Origin of the sequence: Paenibacillus campinasensis (assembly GCF_002272015.1) — a bacterium.
Classification (GTDB): Bacteria; Bacillota; Bacilli; order Paenibacillales; family Paenibacillaceae; genus Paenibacillus_AQ; species Paenibacillus_AQ campinasensis.
Window position 1 is genome coordinate 1 of sequence record NZ_NPBY01000001.1, and the last position, 18518, is coordinate 18518.

Consider the following 18518-nt stretch of genomic DNA (forward strand, 5'->3'; position numbering starts at 1 on the left):
TTTTAAGTTGCGAATGATTGACTTCACCCTATTATGTGCTTATAATGAATTTCGTGACTTCTGGAATCTAGCATTCTCTCATCTATTTTATCGGGACGTAGCTCAGCTTGGTAGAGCACCTGGTTTGGGACCAGGGGGTCGCATGTTCAAATCGTGTCGTCCCGATTCATCGAAAGCCGTTTGCCCAAGTTCATTGGGAAACGGTTTTCTTTTTTTGCTGCAATGGACTGAAAGGTGGAATCTGCTGAATATTTTAAGAACTGCCAGGCCACAATATGAAAAACATCGGATAGAAGGGGATAACCTTGAGTGTTTTTCGTATTAAAAAGCTGTTTAGAAAACGTTGGAGACGCTGGAGAAGAGCGATCTGGACATGTCTGATCCTCTTGCTCTTCGGTGTGGCGGCATGGTCTGGGCAGAATCTTCAAGAGCAGATGACCAATCTACTCACGGAATTTCGTGCGGAAGGTCCGCTTGCAATCGAAACTTTACATGTTCTGCAAAGTGAGGAAGAACAACAGCATAAGGCAGAGCTTGACGAAAAGCAACGGGAATTTATGCAGCAGCTTAATGAATCTAAAGTGAAACGTCAGGTACATCTGAAGACCACATACGTTTGCGGTGTGGAAGAGCAAAAACTAGGCCGTTTGAATGCGGACAGCATTTACGAACTGTTAAATAAAAATCCGCAATGGCAGGGGCGGATCAATGATGATGGCGAAGTGTGGCTGGAGCGCAGCATTTCGGACCTCTCGCCGGAATGCAAAAGGCAGGCTTACATGAGTGTCGATGCCAATGGGAATCTAACGCTGTTTGACGGGCCGCCAGAGGAGGAGAAGGTGCTCCGCACCTTTTTTCAATTGGATATCGGTTCGATGGAGTCCTCGCTTCCGAAAGGGGTCATCAAGCAGCTTGAGGAAGGCATCCGTATTCAAGACATTGATGAGTATAACAGCGTGCTGTCCACCTTCAGCGATTATGCGCGCGATCAGGCCGAAAATGTGATGAGCCCTGCACCATAGCGCGGATGGGTTTCGCAAAGCCCGGGAATGTTCCCGGGCTTTTTTTGTGCGTTCGGGGAATGTGCGCTGTTTGCCGATCGTTAAAAGTTTTTCCTCAACGAACAGCCAATCTTTTGTTATAATGGGAGGACGAATACATATGTTCGCTTCAGAGGAGAGGTTGGTTTGCGTATATTAGGCATTGATCCGGGGCTGGCTATTGTCGGTTTCGGTCTTGTAGATAAAGTCGGGAGCAAAGTGACGCCGGTACAGTATGGAAGTATTCAGACGGAGGCGCACACGCCGGAAGAGGAGCGGTTGCAGCTCATCTATGAAGGGATGCTCCAGTTGATTGAGAAGTATGAACCTGAGGCGGTGGCGTTTGAGAAGCTGTTTTTTAACCGCAATGTCACGACGGCCATGGCAGTATCTCAGGCTCGGGGCGTCCTCATTCTTGCTGCTGTCCAGAAGGGATTGCCTGTGGCCGAGTATACCCCGATGCAGGTCAAGCAGGCGATTGTAGGCTATGGTAAAGCCGAGAAGAAGCAGGTGCAGGAGATGGTGCGGATGTTCCTGAAGCTGCAAAGTGTTCCAAAGCCGGATGATGTGGCGGACGCGCTTGCTGTTGCGATCTGCCATGCCCATTCCTACACGCTCAATTCCAAGTTAAATGAGGTATTGCGAAAATGATGGATTACTTGCGAGGCCAGGTGGCCTATTTGGAAAGTGAATATATTGTGGTTGATGTGCAGGGGATCGGTTATCAGGTGTTTTGTCCGAATCCTTATGCTTTTGCCAAAACCGAAGGGACTGTAACGGTCTACACCCATCAGCATGTTCGTGAGGACGCCATCTTGCTGTTCGGGTTTCCAACACGGGAAGAGCAGAAGCTGTTTCGAAAGCTGATCGAGGTATCCGGCATCGGTCCGCGCGTAGCGCTCGGCATATTGGGCGGCGGTTCACCGGATCATGTGGTATCTGCTATTTATCAAGAAAATATATCATTTCTTGTTAAGCTGCCGGGGATTGGTAAGAAAACGGCGCAGCGCATGATTTTGGATTTGAAGGACAAGCTGGAGGGTTTCGGAAATGCGGCATTTACAACGGGTCTGTTTGCGCCACAGGAAATGCAGCCTGAAGACAGCTCAGCCTGGATGGAGGCCCGTGAAGGTCTGAAGGCGCTGGGCTATACGGACGGAGAGCTGGACAAGGTGTGGCTATCCATCAAGGACTCCGCAGGCATGAACGACTCTGTGGACGTGCTGATGAAGCGGGCGCTTCAGCTGTTGTATGCCGGCTAACTGGCCCGGCAGGAAGGAGCTTAACAGATGGATGATCGAATTATTACCGCCAATTTAATGATGGAGGACCAAGCGGTGGAGCTTAGCCTTCGTCCCCGTTATTTGGCTGAATACATTGGACAGAACCAGGTCAAGGAGAACCTCAAAATTTATATTGAAGCGGCCAAAATGCGCAAGGAGGCACTCGATCATGTGCTGCTCTACGGACCGCCTGGTCTCGGGAAAACGACGCTGGCTAACATCATCGCCAACGAACTGGGCGTTAGTCTGCGCACCACGTCCGGACCGGCCATTGAGCGGCCAGGCGATCTCGCTGCCCTGCTGACGAATCTGCAGGAGGGAGACGTGCTGTTTATCGATGAGATTCACCGCCTTCACCGCACGGTGGAGGAGGTTATGTATCCCGCGATGGAGGATTTTGCGCTGGATATTATGATTGGCAAAGGCCCGAGCGCCCGTTCCGTGCGTCTTGACCTTCCGCCATTTACATTGATCGGGGCGACAACAAGAGCGGGGCTGCTTTCTGCTCCATTGAGGGACCGCTTTGGCGTTGTCAGCCGGCTTGAATTTTATTCGGTCGATGAGCTCAGTTATATTGTTTCCCGGGGCGCGGACATTCTGGGCATTGAGATTCTGGGCGATGCTGCAACCGAGATTGCTTTAAGATCCCGGGGAACTCCGCGTATCGCCAACCGATTGCTGAAGAGGGTGCGCGATTATGCCCAGGTGCGAGGCGACGGCATGATCACGCCGGATATTGCACAGGAATCGCTCAAGATGCTCCAGGTGGACCCGAGGGGGCTCGATCTGATTGACCATAAAATGCTGAACGCCATGATTCACAGCTTTCGCGGGGGACCGGTCGGTCTAGATACGATTGCGGCAACCATTGGTGAGGAAAGCCAGACGATTGAGGACGTATATGAGCCGTACCTGCTCCAGATCGGGTTTCTTCAGCGGACGCCGCGCGGCCGCGTAGTGACTCCTCAAGCTTACCAGCACTTAGGTGTGCCAATGCCGGAGGATCGGCGATAATGCATCTTTTACGTCCCTGCTGAATTCGATTGTTATGCGTAACACGAACGTCATCATACGTACACGGATATAGGGTCAGGAGGAGAAATAAATGAAACGAAATTGGAAACAAGCACTGGGATGGTGCGTTAAAGGATTGCTGGCCTTAACCCTGGTAGGAGGGGTATGGCAGAGCCCGGCAGCTGATGCGGCCGGAACGGATTCCATTCGAGTGGCGATGTTTTTGGATCTTGGCAGCACTTATCGCTCAACAACGAATGCTGTGACTTTAGTGCCGGAGACAGCCATGACGGCTTCTATCAAAGCTTCAGGCGGACAAGAACTGGCGCTTCTGCCTGCGGGAAGACAGGCGCGCTTCAGCATTGACGGATTTAGAGTCAAGGTGCTGGAGACGGCGGATTGGCGAGTGGCTTCGGAGGCAGCCAAGAAGCTGCAGGGAACGAATGATAAGCCGCTGCTCTATGTAGACAGCACAAGCGCAGGGCGGGTGTATCAGCTCTATACTGGTATGTACGCCAGCGAGCAGGCAGCAAGAGATGCCGCTTCAAGGGTGGCACAGACGGCGGCCGCGTATTTGAACGGGCAAAATCCGATGGTGAAGGGTGGACTTCATTTGACGGCAGGCCAGTTCAGTTCTGCAGCCGAGGCGGATGCTGTCCGTCTTGCATATCGAGATGCGGGACTCGAAGCCTTCACAGTGATTGTGCCGGTGGGAGCCGGGAAGGCTTATGAGGTATGGGTTGGTGAAGCTGCGAACCAGGCGGACTTGGCTGCTGTTCAGAGCGAAGCAGGCAGAGCGTCTTCTGCAGCTTTGCAGGCCGTACGTGCCGGAACGCATGGACTGATCCTGAGACAGGATGCTTCGCTTAATCTGGACAGTCTTCAACTGGTTGAACACTACACCCTCGCCGGAGACGGCCAGCTGTGGATACAAGGCAACGCAGGGTCACGCACGCAGGTGAAGGAACGCTCTGAACGCACTTACCGGGGGGCCGTCGAGATTGGCAGCCATAACGGTCAACTGTACCTGGTAAACGAGCTTCCGCTGCAGGAGTATCTATACTCTGTCGTCGGCGCAGAGGTGCCTTCGTCATGGGGAGCAGAGGCTCTAAAGGCCCAGGCCGTCGCTGCCCGGAGCTATGCGCTATTCCAAGGGAACAAGTTTCAAGTTGCGAATGTGGTAGATACTACCCTAAGCCAGGCCTATTATGGAACCTCCTATGAGTATCCGTCGATCATTCAGGCGGTTGACGCCACTGCGGGCGAAGTGCTGCTGAGCAATGGGAGACTGGTGGAAGCCGTATTCTCCTCCAACAGCGGCGGCATGAGTGCCGATCCGCTGGAAGTATGGGGGAATGCCAATCCTACATTCGGTGCGGTAGAAAGTCCGGGAGATGCTTCAGCGCAGGCTGAGCTGCATTCCTGGTACCATGTCGTGCTTCCGAGCGGGATCACCGGATATGTGCGGGAAGATAACGTTAAGCTGACCGGCAACACTACGCTAGCCGGGCTTCCTTACATGACGGTAACCGCGAATAATACGAATGTTCGCCCACTGCCCTTGATTCAATCGAGTGCTGAGCCTGTTGCCCGGTTGAATCCGGGAGACACCGCTGTCGTGCTGGAGCTTGTGGCGGAGTCTAACAGTTATGAATGGATTCGAGGTCCCTTTACTTCGGAGCAGTTGGTATCTTCCTTGAATGGAAGGGTGACCGGTTCGCTTCCGGCCAGCATCACATCTCTTGAGGTTGTCGAGCGTGGCCCTTCCGGCCGGGTGTTAAAGGTCAGAGCCAACGGCCAGCTGCTGGAAGTTAGATATCCGGATCTATATCGCTCGGCACTGAACGGCTTGCCAAGCACGATGTTTGATATTGAGCCGACAGGAAGCTATACTGTATTGGGCGCAAATGGCGCGGCCACGACCGTTTCTGCCGGTCAGACTGTTTCGGTTATCTCCGCCAGCGGGACGGGGCCAGTCAGAGGAGCAGGGACGACGGTGCTGAATGGCGAAGGAAAGGCCCGCATCGTTGACAATACCCAGCGCTTTAAGTTTATTGGCAGAGGCAATGGGCACGGTCTAGGTTTATCCCAATGGGGCGCCAAGGGGATGGCTGACCAAGGGTATGATTATAAGCAGATACTGCAACACTATTACCGCAACGTAACTATTTCAAAGGAATGACTTCGAATGAACGTGGACTTGTATGATTTTGATCTACCTGAACATTTAATTGCGCAGACACCGCTGCCTGACCGCAGCGCGTCCCGGCTGCTGACGCTGAACAAAGCGACAGGCCGGATTGAACATCAGGTGTTTGCTGATATTCTGAATGATTTGAACCCGGGTGACACCCTCGTATTGAATGATACCAAGGTGATACCAGCCCGGCTATTTGGAGAGAAGGAGGACACCGGTGCGAAAGCGGAGGTGCTCCTCCTGAAGAATCTGGAGGGAGATCGCTGGGAAGCTTTGGTGAAGCCGGGGAAAAAGCTGCGCCAAGGGAGTGTCATCTCCTTTGGCGGTGGAAAGCTGAAGGCTGTGATCGAGCAAGAAGGCGATATGGGCGCACGGACGCTGTCTTTTGCCTATGAGGGAATTTTTCAGCAGATCCTGGATGAGCTGGGTCAGATGCCGCTTCCTCCTTACATCAAGGAACGGCTTGAAGACCGCGACCGTTATCAGACCGTATATGCCCGTCATGAAGGCTCTGCGGCTGCCCCAACGGCCGGCCTCCACTTCACGGAGGAGCTGCTGGAGCAGATTCGTGGTAAAGGCGTGGATATTGCATTCATCACGCTGCATGTTGGACTCGGGACGTTTCGGCCAATGTCCGTTGATCGGGTCGAAGACCACGTCATGCATGAAGAATACTATATGATGTCCCAGGAAACGGCGGATTTGCTGAATGAAACGAAGAAGCGCGGTGGACGAATTGTTGCTGTAGGTACGACCTCCTGCAGAACGCTGGAGACGGTCGGGAATCAATGTGCCGGCGGCCCGCTTAAAGAAAGCAGCGGCTGGACGGATATCTTTATCTATCCGGGGTATACCTTTACTGTCGTTGACGCGCTGATTACGAATTTTCATCTTCCGAAATCAACACTGGTGATGCTGGTCAGCGCTTTGGCCGGACGGGAGCATATTATGAAGGCGTACAAGGAGGCCATAGAGCGGGAATACCGCTTCTTCAGCTTCGGCGACGCGATGTTTATTTACTAATTCGGAGGTTGAATATCACAATGGCACCAGCTGTTACTTATGAACACATCAAGACCTGCAAGCAATCCGGCGCCAGACTCGGACGGGTGCATACCCCGCACGGAATTATCGAAACGCCGACATTTATGCCGGTCGGAACGCTTGCTACAGTAAAATCCATGAGTCCTGAGGAACTGAAATCGATGGATGCTCAGATTATATTGAGCAACACGTATCATCTGTTTCTCCGCCCGGGACATGACATTGTAAAAGAGGCCGGCGGGCTTCATCAATTTATGAACTGGGATCGTCCGATTCTCACCGACAGCGGAGGCTTCCAGGTATTCAGCCTGGCTGAGATGCGTAAAATCTCCGAAGAAGGCGTGCATTTCCGCTCCCATCTGAATGGGGACAAGCTGTTTATCTCGCCTGAGGTCGCCATGGACATTCAGAATGCGCTTGGCTCGGATATTATGATGGCTTTTGATGAGTGCCCGCCATATCCGGCGGAATATGATTATGTGAAGCAATCGACAGAACGGACGTCGCGCTGGGCGGAACGATGCTTGAAAAGCCATGCCCGTCCAGAGGATCAGGCTCTGTTCGCTATCGTTCAGGGCGGCATGTATGAAGACCTGCGCCGCCAAAGCGCGCGCGATTTGACTTCCATGGATTTTCCGGGTTATGCTATTGGTGGACTTAGTGTGGGAGAATCCAAGCAGATCATGTATGAAGTGCTGGATTACACGGTACCCCTGCTACCGGACAACAAGCCTCGTTACTTGATGGGGGTCGGATCACCGGATGCGTTGATTGAGGGCTCCATTCGAGGTGTGGATATGTTCGACTGTGTGCTTCCAACCCGAATCGCACGCAATGGGACAACGATGACAAGTCAAGGCCGTCTTGTCGTTCGCAATGCTCAATATGCCAGGGACTTTGGACCGTTGGATCCGGAGTGTGACTGCTATACCTGCCGTCACTACTCGCGCGCTTATCTCCGTCATCTGATTAAGAGCGACGAGATGTTTGGGCTTCGGCTGACCACCTACCATAATCTGCATTTCTTGCTGAATTTGATGCGCAATGTGCGTCAAAGCATTATGGAGGACCGTCTGCTTGATTTCCGCGATGAGTTTTTTGATAAGTACGGCCTGCATGATAATGAAAAAGGTTTTTAATGGTGCATGGTATGCACTAGGGGGTTATGAAAGGAGGGAAAGATATGTTTGAACTTGCAGGAGAGGCAGCACCGGGTGGAAGCATCCTTGGGATGATCCTTCCGTTCGTCTTGATGTTTGTTGTGTTTTATTTTCTGCTTATTCGTCCACAGCAGAAGAAACAGAAGGCTCGTACGGCGATGCTGAGTGCCCTGAAAAAAGGGGACAAGGTCGTGACGATTGGAGGCCTTCACGGTACGATTGTGGAAATTACCGATGATATTGTGGTATTGAAAGTAAACGATGTCACAAAGCTGACGTTTGACCGCAACTCGATCAGCCATAGTGTCGGCTCTGATACATAATCTGCGCTGCACATTATGTGGCGGTTTATAACAAAACAAAGACCGGTTCCTATATGGAATCGGTCTTTGTTTGTTTACGTGTGCATAATGCCCGCATCCAAGTAACATACTAGAAATTCATAGCTGGAGCAGCCGCTGTTTTCCGCATGGTCAGTTCCCCGAAGTAGACACCAAGCGATGCAGCCATCACCCCAAGCATTGTTCCCGCGATCATGTCTGTCAGCCAGTGAATGCCCAAATAGAAAATACTGAACACAATAATCGCTGCGCTGATGCTGGTGATCAGCATCCAAATCTTATTTCCCGACCGAGCAGCCAGTACCGCCATCGTAATGGACAAGGAGGTATGTAGGCTTGGAAAGCAGTTGTCGAGTCCAGACAAAGGCCGGTATACGGCTTCAAAATCAGGGAATGCTTCCAGCATGAAAAAGGAAACCCCAGCAGGCTCGAAGTTCCATGTCTCGTGAACAGGGAAAAACAGATAGAATGGCATCGCCACCACATAATTGATTAAAACAGCATAGCCTGTGGCATAAGCGAACTGATGATTTCGCTGGAACAGATACACACCGAAAGAACCGATAATAAGCGCCTGAAATACGGTGATGTAAAAGTAGACCAGCACTGGCGTCAGCCAGGGAGCATGAAAGAGATGCTGAACCGACTGAACAAACGCCCCTTCAAGCTGAAATACCCAAGGAGTAAAGTCCAGCCTGCTGGCTACCAACAAAGCCTCCAGCTGCTGTTCCAAATAGTTCAACAGGAAAATCGAGACCAGTGCTGCAAGCAGGAGCAAATATCGCATGGAAGAGAACAACTCGCGTGCAATGCCCAGAAACACGTAAACCGGATTTCGCTGTGTACCCATCCAGAGCAGAAGTACAACATTGATGGATGTGAGTAACGCAATGGCAGTCATAGATTGATACAGCAATACATCATTTCCTTTCTTCCCGAAAACACCAGAATAGTCTATCACAGGTTTCGGAAAGAATATTAACAAATTATTTACTTAAATTAACACCAAACATTCCGCCGATCGTTCCGGCAACAAAAACCGAAAGCAGCAATGTCAGATCGCCCAGGGAAATGGAGCTATTGAGGGCGAGGAAGCCTATGATCAGCAGCAGAATTCCATACATGAGGCCTGTAAGGCATCCATAATACCAGCCTCTGCTGCCCGCACGCTTGCCGCTGACACAGCCACCGATAAAAGCAGCCACGGCATGTACAACAAAGGTGTAAAAAGACAGATCATCCTCTGCAAGTCCGCTGCCCCATAGCAGGAGGGATAGCACAAGCGCGCCAAGCAGCATCCACAAGTAGGAATGAAGCAGCCCTGACAGAATCGGATTGGTGATCCTGATCGTGAAAATGCGACGGATCGGTTCCATGAATCAGCCCCCTTAACGAATCTTGATTACTACACATTGTATGGCCAAGCCTGTACAGATAGTACAAACAAAACAGGCTCTGCACATGAAAAAATACGTATCTGCTCCAGGATACAAACTCCCAGGATCTCTTGAATTGACAGCGGGTCCGTACAACGGATGAGTAGATCGACCAGGAGGAAAACCAATGCCTTATATGCTTAATCTGATTTTGCGAACGATTCTGATGTATGCCGTTATTTTTGTTACGATGCGGATTATGGGAAAACGGGAAATCGGTAAACTGTCGATTTTTGATCTGGTTATCTCCATCATGATTGCCGAAATTGCGGTGTTTGTCCTGGATGATGTGAATAAACCGATCTGGCATGGTCTGGCTCCTATCGCCGTGCTCGTGACGATTCAGGTAGGTCTGGCCTATTTCAGTCTGAAAAGTCGCAAGCTGAGAACATTTGTGGACGGAAGGCCGAGCATTATCGTCTCCAATGGTCAGCTGCACCGCCGGGAAATGGCCAGACTGCGATACAATCTGGACGATTTGATGCTGCAGTTGCGAGGAAAGGATATCGACAGCCTGGCAGACGTGGATTTTGCCATACTGGAAACATCGGGACAATTGACCGTCATCCGCAAGGACTCCGTGGATAAGGACAAGACCTCCCGCTCGAGCGCCAGCTCAGACACAAGTTCCCGCGCTGGCTCTAACACCAATTCAAGTTCCGATTCTGAATCAGGCTCCAAGGACAGTTCCCATTCCGGCGACAGCGAACCGAGCGGGTCTTCGTCGGTGATCAATACAGAAGAACCCATTGAAATCCCTTATGACTTGATGTCCACACAGGGACTCCCCATTCCGTTAATTCTGGATGGTGAAGTGCAGGATGAGAACTTGAAGATTCTTAAGAAGTCGCGCTCCTGGTTGAAAGATCGAATCAGGGAGGGGGGCGCCGACAAGTTTGAGGACGTGTTCCTGTGCTCCGTTGACCATAAAGGGCAATTTTATATTGACCGCAAGAAAACGAATTAACGGGATTTTCGGTCATTCAGCCAGGTGCCAATCAGCGGCATGCGCTCCAGATCACGCAAGGTGACCAAGCGTGTGATGAAAATCAACAAAAGATACATCAAAATTCCACATGCCGTGGCCAGGAGAAACTGGAGCCAGTTCATATTGGCAAAGGGGAGATGACGATAAGCATACAGTACGCCTGAACCCATGATCAGCATGACGGCAGCTGTTTTGATGTAATCCAGAAAGCGGAAACGGAACCCGATTAACCGGGATACGCTGATGCCGTGCAGAATCGTAACGGCTATACTGTTCACGATAATGGCGATGATCGCTCCACGAATGCCGAAGGCCGGATTCGACGCCAGATAGACGATCAGACCCATCTTGATGACAGCGCCCGTCAACGTATTGATCAAGGCCCTACCCGGCCGGTCCAGTGCCTGCAAGGCTGCCTGCAAGGGAGCCTGTACGTAGATGAACAGGGCGAACGGAGCCATCAGCTTCAGCATGGTGCCAACCTCTTTATTGTTATATAACAGCAAACATAGCGGTTCTGCCAGCACGTACATAATGGTAGCGAATGGAGCGCCGGTGACGAGCGCTAGCCTGAGCGCCTGATTCATCCGTTTATGAATCGTCGCCCGGTCGTCGCGTGCCGCAGCTTCCGATAAGGAAGGAACGAGCGAAGTGGCCAGCGACATGGCCATCGCTCCGGGTAGAAGCAGGAGCGGGATGGCCATTCCTTGCAGTGCGCCGTATTGTGCGGTTGCGATACCGGTAGCGATGCCGGCCAGGGCGAGGCTTCTGTTCGTCAGAATCGTCTCCAGCAGATAGGAGAAGGAGCCGATCATTCTGCCGCCGGTCACCGGAAGAGCGATGCCCAGCATACGCCTGAGGATGTGTCTACCCGGCTCGCTTGCTTCAGGCTTGGCGTCGGCAGGCTGAACCGCGTGCTGTTGAGGGGACAGCTTGGATCGCTTGCGATCATCACCGAAGTATTGAAGCAAAATCGCGATCATGCCAATCAGTTCGCCGACAGCGGTTCCGAGCATCGCCCCGGCTGCACCGTAAGCAATCCCTTTGGGCATAAGCAGATGGGCAAACCATAGCATGCAAATTATTCTCACAATCGTTTCAATGACCGAGGAGCTGGCAGAAGGAATCATATTCTGTTTGCCCTGGAAGTAACCCCGATACACAGCCGACACGGCGATGATGATCATCATGGGGGTCATGCTCACAAAGGTTTGGAATACACGCTCGTCCGGAAGCAGCACCGTCGTTACCCATGGTGCCAGCGCCAGGCTGAGCCCCATGAATAAAGCGCCGGTCGTAACCGTCAAAGTCAGGCTGACGCGCAAAATTTGCTTGGAGGCATCCGGCTTGCCTGCCCCTTCAGCTTCTGCGACCATCTTGGCGATAGCCAAAGGAATTCCACCCGTAATGATCGTGACCAGTACAATAAAGAAGGGGTATCCCAGTTGATAAATGCCGACCCCTTCCGGACCGATGATCCGAGGCAGGGCGATGCGGGGAATGAAGCCCAGCAGACGGTTCAAGATTCCGGCGGCCAGCAAGATAAGGGTCCCTTTAATAAAAGATTGCTTCGTCACTGTCCATCCCACTCCCTGGTTATTTAAATACGGCGTGGCCTCTGGCGCAAAAACTTCCAGAACGGTTGCCTTTACAAGGACTGTCCACTTTGGTTACTCTTATGGATATGCCTAACCTGTCCATTCTAATGACTTTACTTTTTTGTGAAAGCACGCTGCGAAAAGAAGGAGTGTGGCGTTTTCAGTCGAAAGTATTCTAGGTAGGCAACAGGGAGGAGGTAATAGGGATGGAACCGGTGGACATGAACAGCGAAGAATTGATGCGTACCATTGATATGATATGTCAAAGCAAGGTCGAGGAATTTCGGCTAATCGGTTACGAATATGTGACAACAGTAGATATATGGAACTGTGTCAGCAGCAAGTATGAGAAGGATGGACTCCCCTCTTTACACAAGCTAGTGAATGATATTCTATCATTGAAGGCGACGGCTCTTATGAATTATATGACAATATCAGCATATAAGGGATCTCCTTTCGGATAGTGGAAGAGGTCCCTTTTCCCTTGCGGTCAACAGGGATATTGCGATACAGCGACAAATTTTGATAAATTGACTGGGTTATATGACATAGCTATAATAGGAATATTGAGTAAAAAGGGGGAAATAGGAACGGCATGAAAAGAATCATCAGTTTCATCGCTACCGTACTCGGTATCACTATTTTAATGGCCGTTACAACTCCGGGCTTGCTGAAAGATGTCCGCCTGGGATTGGATCTGAAAGGCGGATTTGAAATCCTCTATGAAGCGCAGCCGCTGATGGAAGGACAACAGGTGACACCTGAAGCGCTTCAAGAAACAGCAAAAAGCCTGCAGAAGCGTGCAGACGCGTTAGGAACGACCGAACCGGAAGTCACGCCGGAAGGATCGAACCGGATTCGGCTTAAGGTTGCCGGCGTAACCGATGAGGCCGAGGTTCGGAAGACGATGAAAGAACCTGCGAACCTCACGTTTAGAAGTAACGATGGTTGTGAAGAAGGACAAGAGTTCTGCAAAATCGAGCTTCGTGGTGATGATTTTGTTGAGAACGGTGCTTCCATTTCCTATAACCAATTGAACCAGCCTGTAATCGATATTAAAGTGAAGGACAAAGCGAAATTTGCTGAAATTACGGGGCGGCTTCTCGGCAGGGAGCTTGCGATCTTTATGGACGACACGATGCTGTCCGCACCTACGGTTAACGCAATTCTGACTGATGGTAGTGCACAGATCACCGGCTCCTATTCGCTTGATGAAGCGAAGGAGATTCGGGACACAATCAATCTTGGTGCGCTGCCGCTCAAGCTTGAAGAGAAGTATTCCCAGAGTGTCGGGGCTACGCTCGGCATGCAGTCGCTTAACAAAACACTGCAGGCCGGCATCATTGCATCGATCGCTATCCTACTATTTATGATTCTCCGCTACCGGGTACCAGGATTGCTGGCCAGCTTCGCGCTGATTCTGCACACCTGGCTGCTGATTCTTATCTTTGTATTGGCAGACTTCACCTTAACGCTTCCGGGGATTGCGGCACTTATACTCGGGATCGGGATGGCGGTTGACGCTAATATCATTACCTATGAACGCATCCGGGAAGAGATCAAGACCGGCAAAAGGGTATCCTCTGCAGTTAAGGCCGGAGGCAAGTCGTCACTGCGTGCGATTATGGACTCTAACCTGACCACAATTCTAGTAGCGTCGGTTATGTTCGCGTTCGGTACCGGTGCGGTCAAAGGATTTGCGCTTGTATTGATTCTGGAGATTATCGTAAGTATTGCCACGAACGTATATTTCTCCCGCTTCTTGCTCAACCTGCTTGTGAATATCGGTTGGGCTAGCAAACCGAGCCACTACGGCGTAAAGGAGCGTGACATTCGTGAGCTTTAAACAATATGACTTCGTAGGCAAAAGCAGAATTTTCTATATCATTTCCATCGTCATCACGATTGTTGGTCTTCTGTTTCTGTTGACGCGCGGACTTAACTATGGCGTCGATTTCCGTTCCGGCTCGAACGTGGACATGGCATTCTCGCAGCCGGTGACGACCGAGCAGATTCAGTCTGTTCTTGAAGAAGTCGGTATCTCCGAAGGGGCAAGCATTACCCCGGGCAACGACCGGGTAAATGTCCGCTTTAGCGAAGTGTTGGCCGAGGAACAGGATCTGCAGCTTAAAGCTGGTGTCGAGAAATTGGACCCGGAAGCTACCTTTGAGATCAACACGGTAGATCCCGAGATGGCGAAGGAGCTTGGCCGCAATGCGATCTATGCCGTGCTGCTGTCCAGCATCGGGATTATCATCTATGTCAGCATTCGTTTTGAATGGCGGTTTGCGATTGCAGCCATCGTTGCGCTGCTGCATGATGCATTTGTCGTGATCAGTATCTTCTCCATTCTCGGCCTTGAGGTATCGTTGACCTTCATCATTGCGGTGCTTACCATTATCGGTTATTCGATCAACGATACGATCGTTATCTTTGACCGGATTCGTGAGAATTTGAGATTTGCCAAAATCAAGCGATACGCTGATCTGAAAGATCTGGTGAACAAAAGTTTGGCCCAGACGCTATGGCGCTCTATCTTTACGGCTTTGTCCGTGTTCATCGCCGCCTTCTTCATGCTTCTGCTTGGTGGCGAGTCGATCCGAATGTTCTCGCTGGCGATTTGTATCGGTCTGGCATTCGGGGCTTACTCTTCGATCTTCATTGCCAGCCCGCTGTGGCTGACACTGAAAGGACGTAATGTAAGCAACAAACCAAAGGCTCCGAAGCCGAACAAGGACAAAATCGAGGTTTAAGCGACGGATGTTGCTGTAGTTTGAAGAAATGAACTTATACCCGGGAAAGCCGCGTCGCTGGCGACGCGGCTTTCTAAACATTATAAGGATCAATATGGAGGTTCATTCCCGGGGTCCCCGCAAAGTACCTGAATGAACTCGAAGCTAAACCTCTTTTTTGTGGGGTTGTCTTAAGTTAGCATGTATGTTGATGAATGGTGACGACGCGAAAGTGAGGGGCCACAATTGAGTCAAGAACATATAAATACGACTGAGAAGGTTGTCTGGACCGGGATTTTCAGCGATTTGGCACTTGCCATCGTCAAAGGGGCCGTCGGGTTTCTGATGGGCAGCAAGGCGCTGATTGCAGATGCTATGCACTCGGCAGCTACTGCGATGTCGCTGCTTGCGGACCGATGGACGAACCTTGAACGTCCGAGCCGTAAAGGCCGCTGGAGAAACAGGAAGTCTGCGGAACGAACGGAGTTTATTATTCCGATACTAATTGCGGTGTTCCTGATCATGGGGGGCTTGCAGCTGGTTGTTCTGGCGGTGCAGGAGATCTCCACGGGCAATCCGGCCGCGCCGGACCGGTGGGTTTTAATTGCGGGCGTGATCTCCCTGGCGGTGAACGAGGCATTTTTCCTTTTTCAATATCATCAGTTCAAAAAACATAATGACCGCACGTGGGTCACGCTGTCCGAAGACCATCGGTACGGTCTTTATTCCTCATTAACGGTCATTATCGGGGTGTCCTTGTCAATGGCTGGAGGCTATTTTGAGTGGTCTGGTCTGCTGTACATGGATTCCATTGCGGCAATCATCGTTGCATTGCTTGTTGTACGAAAAGGCTATATACTGATTGTTCGTTCGGTTTACGGAACTTTGGTCAAGGAAGCCCGGCATGAATTTGAAGACGAGTTCATGGACACCATTCAGCGCGTACACGGAGTCATTACCGTGGAAGATCTGAAGGTACAGGAGTTCGGACAAATCAAGCAGATCAGCATTGATGTAAAAATCAGCGTTAATCCTCGAATTACCGTATTTGAGGCCAACGAAATTGCGGAGCGAATCCGCAAGCTGTTGATGCATCGTTTTACCCGGGTAACCGAAACGAAAGTGATCGTCGTTCCTTACGACCCTGGCTATCCCTACAAAACCAATTTTGATCTGATGGATAATGATCTGCCAACATTGCCGCAGTGACATCAGATCCATTCAGACCGCTGGGAGAAGGCAGGAAGGAAGGTGAGTCTAAATTGTTGTTTTCCAAATATAAGTGGCAGGTGCAGCGGCCGGAAATGCAGACCGCGAGTATGCTGGCCAAGGAGTTGTCGGTGTCTCCGTTTGTAGCAGCATTAATGGCTGGGCGGGGGATTCGTGATTCCGAGGAGGGGCGCCAATTTCTGAATGGCTCTCTTGAACATAGTCATGATCCGTACCTGATGCAGGGGATGGCTGAGGCGGTTCCGCGCATTCGAAAAGCGCTGGAGGATCAAGAGCACATACTGATCTACGGGGATTATGATGCCGACGGCGTGTCGAGCACATCCTTGATGGTCCATTTGATGCGCCATCTAGGGGCTTCATACGATATTTATATTCCTCATCGTTCCAATGAAGGATACGGGCTACATAATCATGCGCTGGACTGGGCTCATCAGCAGGGAGTGAGCCTGATTATTACCGTGGACACAGGCATCAGTGCCGTGGACCAGATCGCGTATGCGAATCAGCTTGGTATTGATGTTATCGTCACCGATCATCATGAGCCGCCTGAGCAATTGCCGGAGGCTTATGCGCTGATCAATCCGAAAATTCCGACCTGTCCATATCCGTTCAAAGGACTTGCTGGTGTGGGTGTTGCCTATAAGCTGGCCCAGGCATTGCTGGGGGACCCGCCCAAGGAGTGGCTGGAAATTGTTGCGATTGGAACCATTGCCGACCTGATGCCGCTGATCGGGGAGAATCGCATACTGGTCAAGCATGGCATTGATTCAATGAGACAGACCCGGTTTGTCGGCATCCGCAGCCTGCTTGAAGTGGGCGGGGTGGAGGTCGATAAAGTCAATGCCGTCAACATCGCATTTTCGATGGCTCCACGCATCAATGCCAGCGGGCGGCTCGACCATGCAGGAAGAGCGGTGACGCTGCTGACGACGGAGAGCCCGGAGGACGCAGACCGGCTGGCCTGGGAACTGGACGGACTGAACAAGGAGCGGCAGCAGGTAGTTGAGCTGATCGTTCAGGAAGCGCTTGGCATGATTGGGGAACGATATGGAGCAGGAGAACTTCCTCCTGTTATAGTCGTCGCCGGTGAAGGCTGGAATGTTGGTGTTGTGGGCATCGTCGCCTCCAAAATATTGGAGAGATTTTACCGGCCTGTCGTCGTGCTTGGCATTGATCCAGAGACAGGCAATTGCAAAGGATCTGCCCGCTCCATCCCTGGACTTGATATATACGAAGCGTTATGTGCCTGCAGGGATTCGATGGACCATTTTGGCGGCCACCCTTCGGCTGCAGGCATGAGTCTTCATCGCGATCAGCTTGCTGCCTTTGAGCAAGGGCTGCATGATTTTGCAGGCCAGGTGCTTCGGGAAGAGCATTTCGTGCCGGTATGCGAAGCGGATGCGGAATGCACCATCTCGGATGTGACGATTGAAGTGATCGAGCAGTTGGATCAGCTTGGGCCGTTCGGGATGGCCAATGCCGTGCCGAAGATCATCATCCGGGAAGCGATGGTGAAGGAAGCGAAGAAGATCGGCAAGGAAGGCAAGCATCTGAAGCTGCGGCTTCAGCAAAATCAGGAGCACCTGGACGCCATCTCCTTCGGGATGGGGCATCTCGCCGATATTTTGCCGGAGGGGACCAAGGTCGATGTGCTGGGAGAGCTATCCATTAACGAATGGAACGGCAGCCGCAAGACACAGCTTATGCTGCAGGACATCAGCGCGCCGTATCGGCAAGTATTTGATTATCGGGGGATACAGCAGCCTGTCGAGGAAATAAAACGCTGGAGAACGGAGCTGGAGCCGCATCTACGCTGTCCGGCTCACCGGAGCGCCATCGTGTACACGAGGGAATCGCATCCGGAAATAAAAAGCCAATTGTATGAGATGTGCCTTTGGGTATATGATAGAAATGCTGGCGTTTTGCCGGATAATGACGCTGCCGAAGAACACGGCGCTGATGACATTTCCGTATTGTTCGTATTGGATGTACCGGAGACGGCGGAACAGCTTCAAACGCTGCTGACCGTCTTCCAGTCCGTTCCGAATATATTTTTGGTTCATCCGACCCGGATGCCAAGGGAGAAGCTGCTCATTCCAAGCCGGGATCAGTTCAAACAGCTGTATATCCTGCTGGCTGGAATGGCCGCATCCCCGGTTTCCGAGAATGAAGTCATTGCAAGACTTCGCCAGAAGACGGCGCTGTCTTCCCGAATGCTTGCGAAGGTGCTGGATGTTTTTGAGGAGCTTGTGTTTATCGAGCGCTCCAAAGGGCTGGTCACGTTTATCCCGAAGCCCGAGAAGAAGCCGCTGGATGCCTCCCGTCATTTCCGGGAGCTGAGCGAGCTTGCAGAGATGGAGCAGCATCTGCTGCACGCCGATACGAAGCAATTAACCCACTGGATGATGTCCCGCTCTAAAGGTGTTTCTTAGCCGTTAATTGTACAGGAGGA

At 51.5% G+C, this 18518-nt stretch carries 17 protein-coding genes and 1 tRNA gene; 15 read left to right on the forward strand and 3 right to left on the reverse strand.

Features of this window, described 5'->3' with window-relative positions; all coding sequences use genetic code 11:
- The first annotated feature begins 91 nt into the window (after positions 1-91).
- The 9 genes from CHH67_RS00005 to yajC all read left to right on the forward strand — a co-directional run bounded on the left by CHH67_RS00005 (position 92) and on the right by yajC (position 8061).
- Positions 92-165 (forward strand) — tRNA-Pro (locus tag CHH67_RS00005).
- A gap of 140 nt (positions 166-305) precedes the next feature.
- Positions 306-1022, forward strand: coding sequence for a BofC C-terminal domain-containing protein (locus tag CHH67_RS00010; protein ID WP_095262926.1), 717 nt, complete (start codon positions 306-308; stop codon positions 1020-1022).
- 165 nt (positions 1023-1187) lie between these two features.
- Positions 1188-1691 carry a crossover junction endodeoxyribonuclease RuvC gene (gene ruvC, locus CHH67_RS00015; RefSeq protein ID WP_095262927.1) on the forward strand — a complete coding sequence of 168 codons (504 nt, stop codon included), beginning with the start codon at positions 1188-1190 and terminating at the stop codon, positions 1689-1691.
- Entirely contained in the window at positions 1688-2302 is a 615-nt protein-coding gene (gene ruvA / locus CHH67_RS00020; RefSeq protein ID WP_095262928.1) for a Holliday junction branch migration protein RuvA, read from the forward strand. Before ruvC ends, ruvA begins: the two co-directional genes overlap by 4 nt.
- Positions 2303-2329: 27 nt before the next feature.
- Positions 2330-3337: a Holliday junction branch migration DNA helicase RuvB gene (ruvB, locus tag CHH67_RS00025; RefSeq protein ID WP_095262929.1), complete on the forward strand. Its 1008-nt coding sequence runs from the start codon at positions 2330-2332 to the stop codon at positions 3335-3337.
- Positions 3338-3428: 91 nt separating this feature from the next.
- Positions 3429-5519: a SpoIID/LytB domain-containing protein gene (locus CHH67_RS00030; RefSeq protein ID WP_095262930.1), complete on the forward strand. Its 2091-nt coding sequence runs from the start codon at positions 3429-3431 to the stop codon at positions 5517-5519.
- 6 nt (positions 5520-5525) lie between these two features.
- The gene (gene queA, locus CHH67_RS00035) at positions 5526-6557 is read left to right on the forward strand and encodes a tRNA preQ1(34) S-adenosylmethionine ribosyltransferase-isomerase QueA (RefSeq protein ID WP_095262931.1); all 1032 of its coding nucleotides are present in this window, start codon (positions 5526-5528) and stop codon (positions 6555-6557) included.
- Positions 6558-6577: 20 nt separating this feature from the next.
- Positions 6578-7717 (forward strand): tRNA guanosine(34) transglycosylase Tgt, encoded by a 1140-nt coding sequence (tgt, locus tag CHH67_RS00040; protein WP_095262932.1) that lies wholly within the window; start codon positions 6578-6580, stop codon positions 7715-7717.
- A gap of 44 nt (positions 7718-7761) precedes the next feature.
- The gene (yajC, locus tag CHH67_RS00045) at positions 7762-8061 is read left to right on the forward strand and encodes a preprotein translocase subunit YajC (protein WP_095262933.1); all 300 of its coding nucleotides are present in this window, start codon (positions 7762-7764) and stop codon (positions 8059-8061) included.
- Positions 8062-8170: 109 nt separating this feature from the next.
- Here the strand turns inward: yajC and CHH67_RS00050 are convergent, their stop codons facing one another.
- Both CHH67_RS00050 and CHH67_RS00055 read right to left on the reverse strand, forming a co-directional pair.
- Complete coding sequence (locus tag CHH67_RS00050; RefSeq protein WP_230875535.1) at positions 8171-8995, reverse strand: phosphatase PAP2 family protein; 825 nt, start codon at positions 8993-8995, stop codon at positions 8171-8173.
- Between the two features lie 70 nt (positions 8996-9065).
- The gene (locus CHH67_RS00055) at positions 9066-9455 is read right to left on the reverse strand and encodes a TIGR04086 family membrane protein (RefSeq protein WP_095262934.1); all 390 of its coding nucleotides are present in this window, start codon (positions 9453-9455) and stop codon (positions 9066-9068) included.
- A 187-nt stretch (positions 9456-9642) separates the two neighbouring features.
- On the opposite strand from CHH67_RS00055, the gene CHH67_RS00060 reads away from it, so the two are divergent.
- Positions 9643-10482: a DUF421 domain-containing protein gene (locus CHH67_RS00060; protein ID WP_095262935.1), complete on the forward strand. Its 840-nt coding sequence runs from the start codon at positions 9643-9645 to the stop codon at positions 10480-10482.
- On the opposite strand, the gene spoVB is transcribed toward CHH67_RS00060, so the two are convergent.
- Positions 10479-12080 (reverse strand): stage V sporulation protein B, encoded by a 1602-nt coding sequence (gene spoVB, locus CHH67_RS00065; protein ID WP_095262936.1) that lies wholly within the window; start codon positions 12078-12080, stop codon positions 10479-10481. The genes CHH67_RS00060 and spoVB overlap by 4 nt on opposite strands.
- Positions 12081-12307: 227 nt before the next feature.
- Here spoVB and CHH67_RS00070 point away from each other — a divergent pair, with 227 nt between their 5' ends.
- The 5 genes from CHH67_RS00070 (at position 12308) to recJ (ending at position 18498) form a co-directional block, all read left to right on the forward strand.
- Positions 12308-12565, forward strand: a complete 258-nt coding sequence (locus tag CHH67_RS00070) for a post-transcriptional regulator (protein WP_095262937.1) — start codon at positions 12308-12310, stop codon at positions 12563-12565.
- 131 nt (positions 12566-12696) lie between these two features.
- Positions 12697-13947, forward strand: coding sequence for a protein translocase subunit SecD (gene secD, locus CHH67_RS00075; RefSeq protein WP_095262938.1), 1251 nt, complete (start codon positions 12697-12699; stop codon positions 13945-13947).
- Positions 13937-14854 (forward strand): protein translocase subunit SecF, encoded by a 918-nt coding sequence (secF, locus tag CHH67_RS00080; protein WP_095262939.1) that lies wholly within the window; start codon positions 13937-13939, stop codon positions 14852-14854. Before secD ends, secF begins: the two co-directional genes overlap by 11 nt.
- Positions 14855-15079: 225 nt before the next feature.
- Complete coding sequence (locus CHH67_RS00085; RefSeq protein ID WP_095262940.1) at positions 15080-16042, forward strand: cation diffusion facilitator family transporter; 963 nt, start codon at positions 15080-15082, stop codon at positions 16040-16042.
- A 53-nt stretch (positions 16043-16095) separates the two neighbouring features.
- Complete coding sequence (gene recJ / locus CHH67_RS00090) at positions 16096-18498, forward strand: single-stranded-DNA-specific exonuclease RecJ (protein WP_095262941.1); 2403 nt, start codon at positions 16096-16098, stop codon at positions 18496-18498.
- Positions 18499-18518 lie beyond the last annotated feature (20 nt).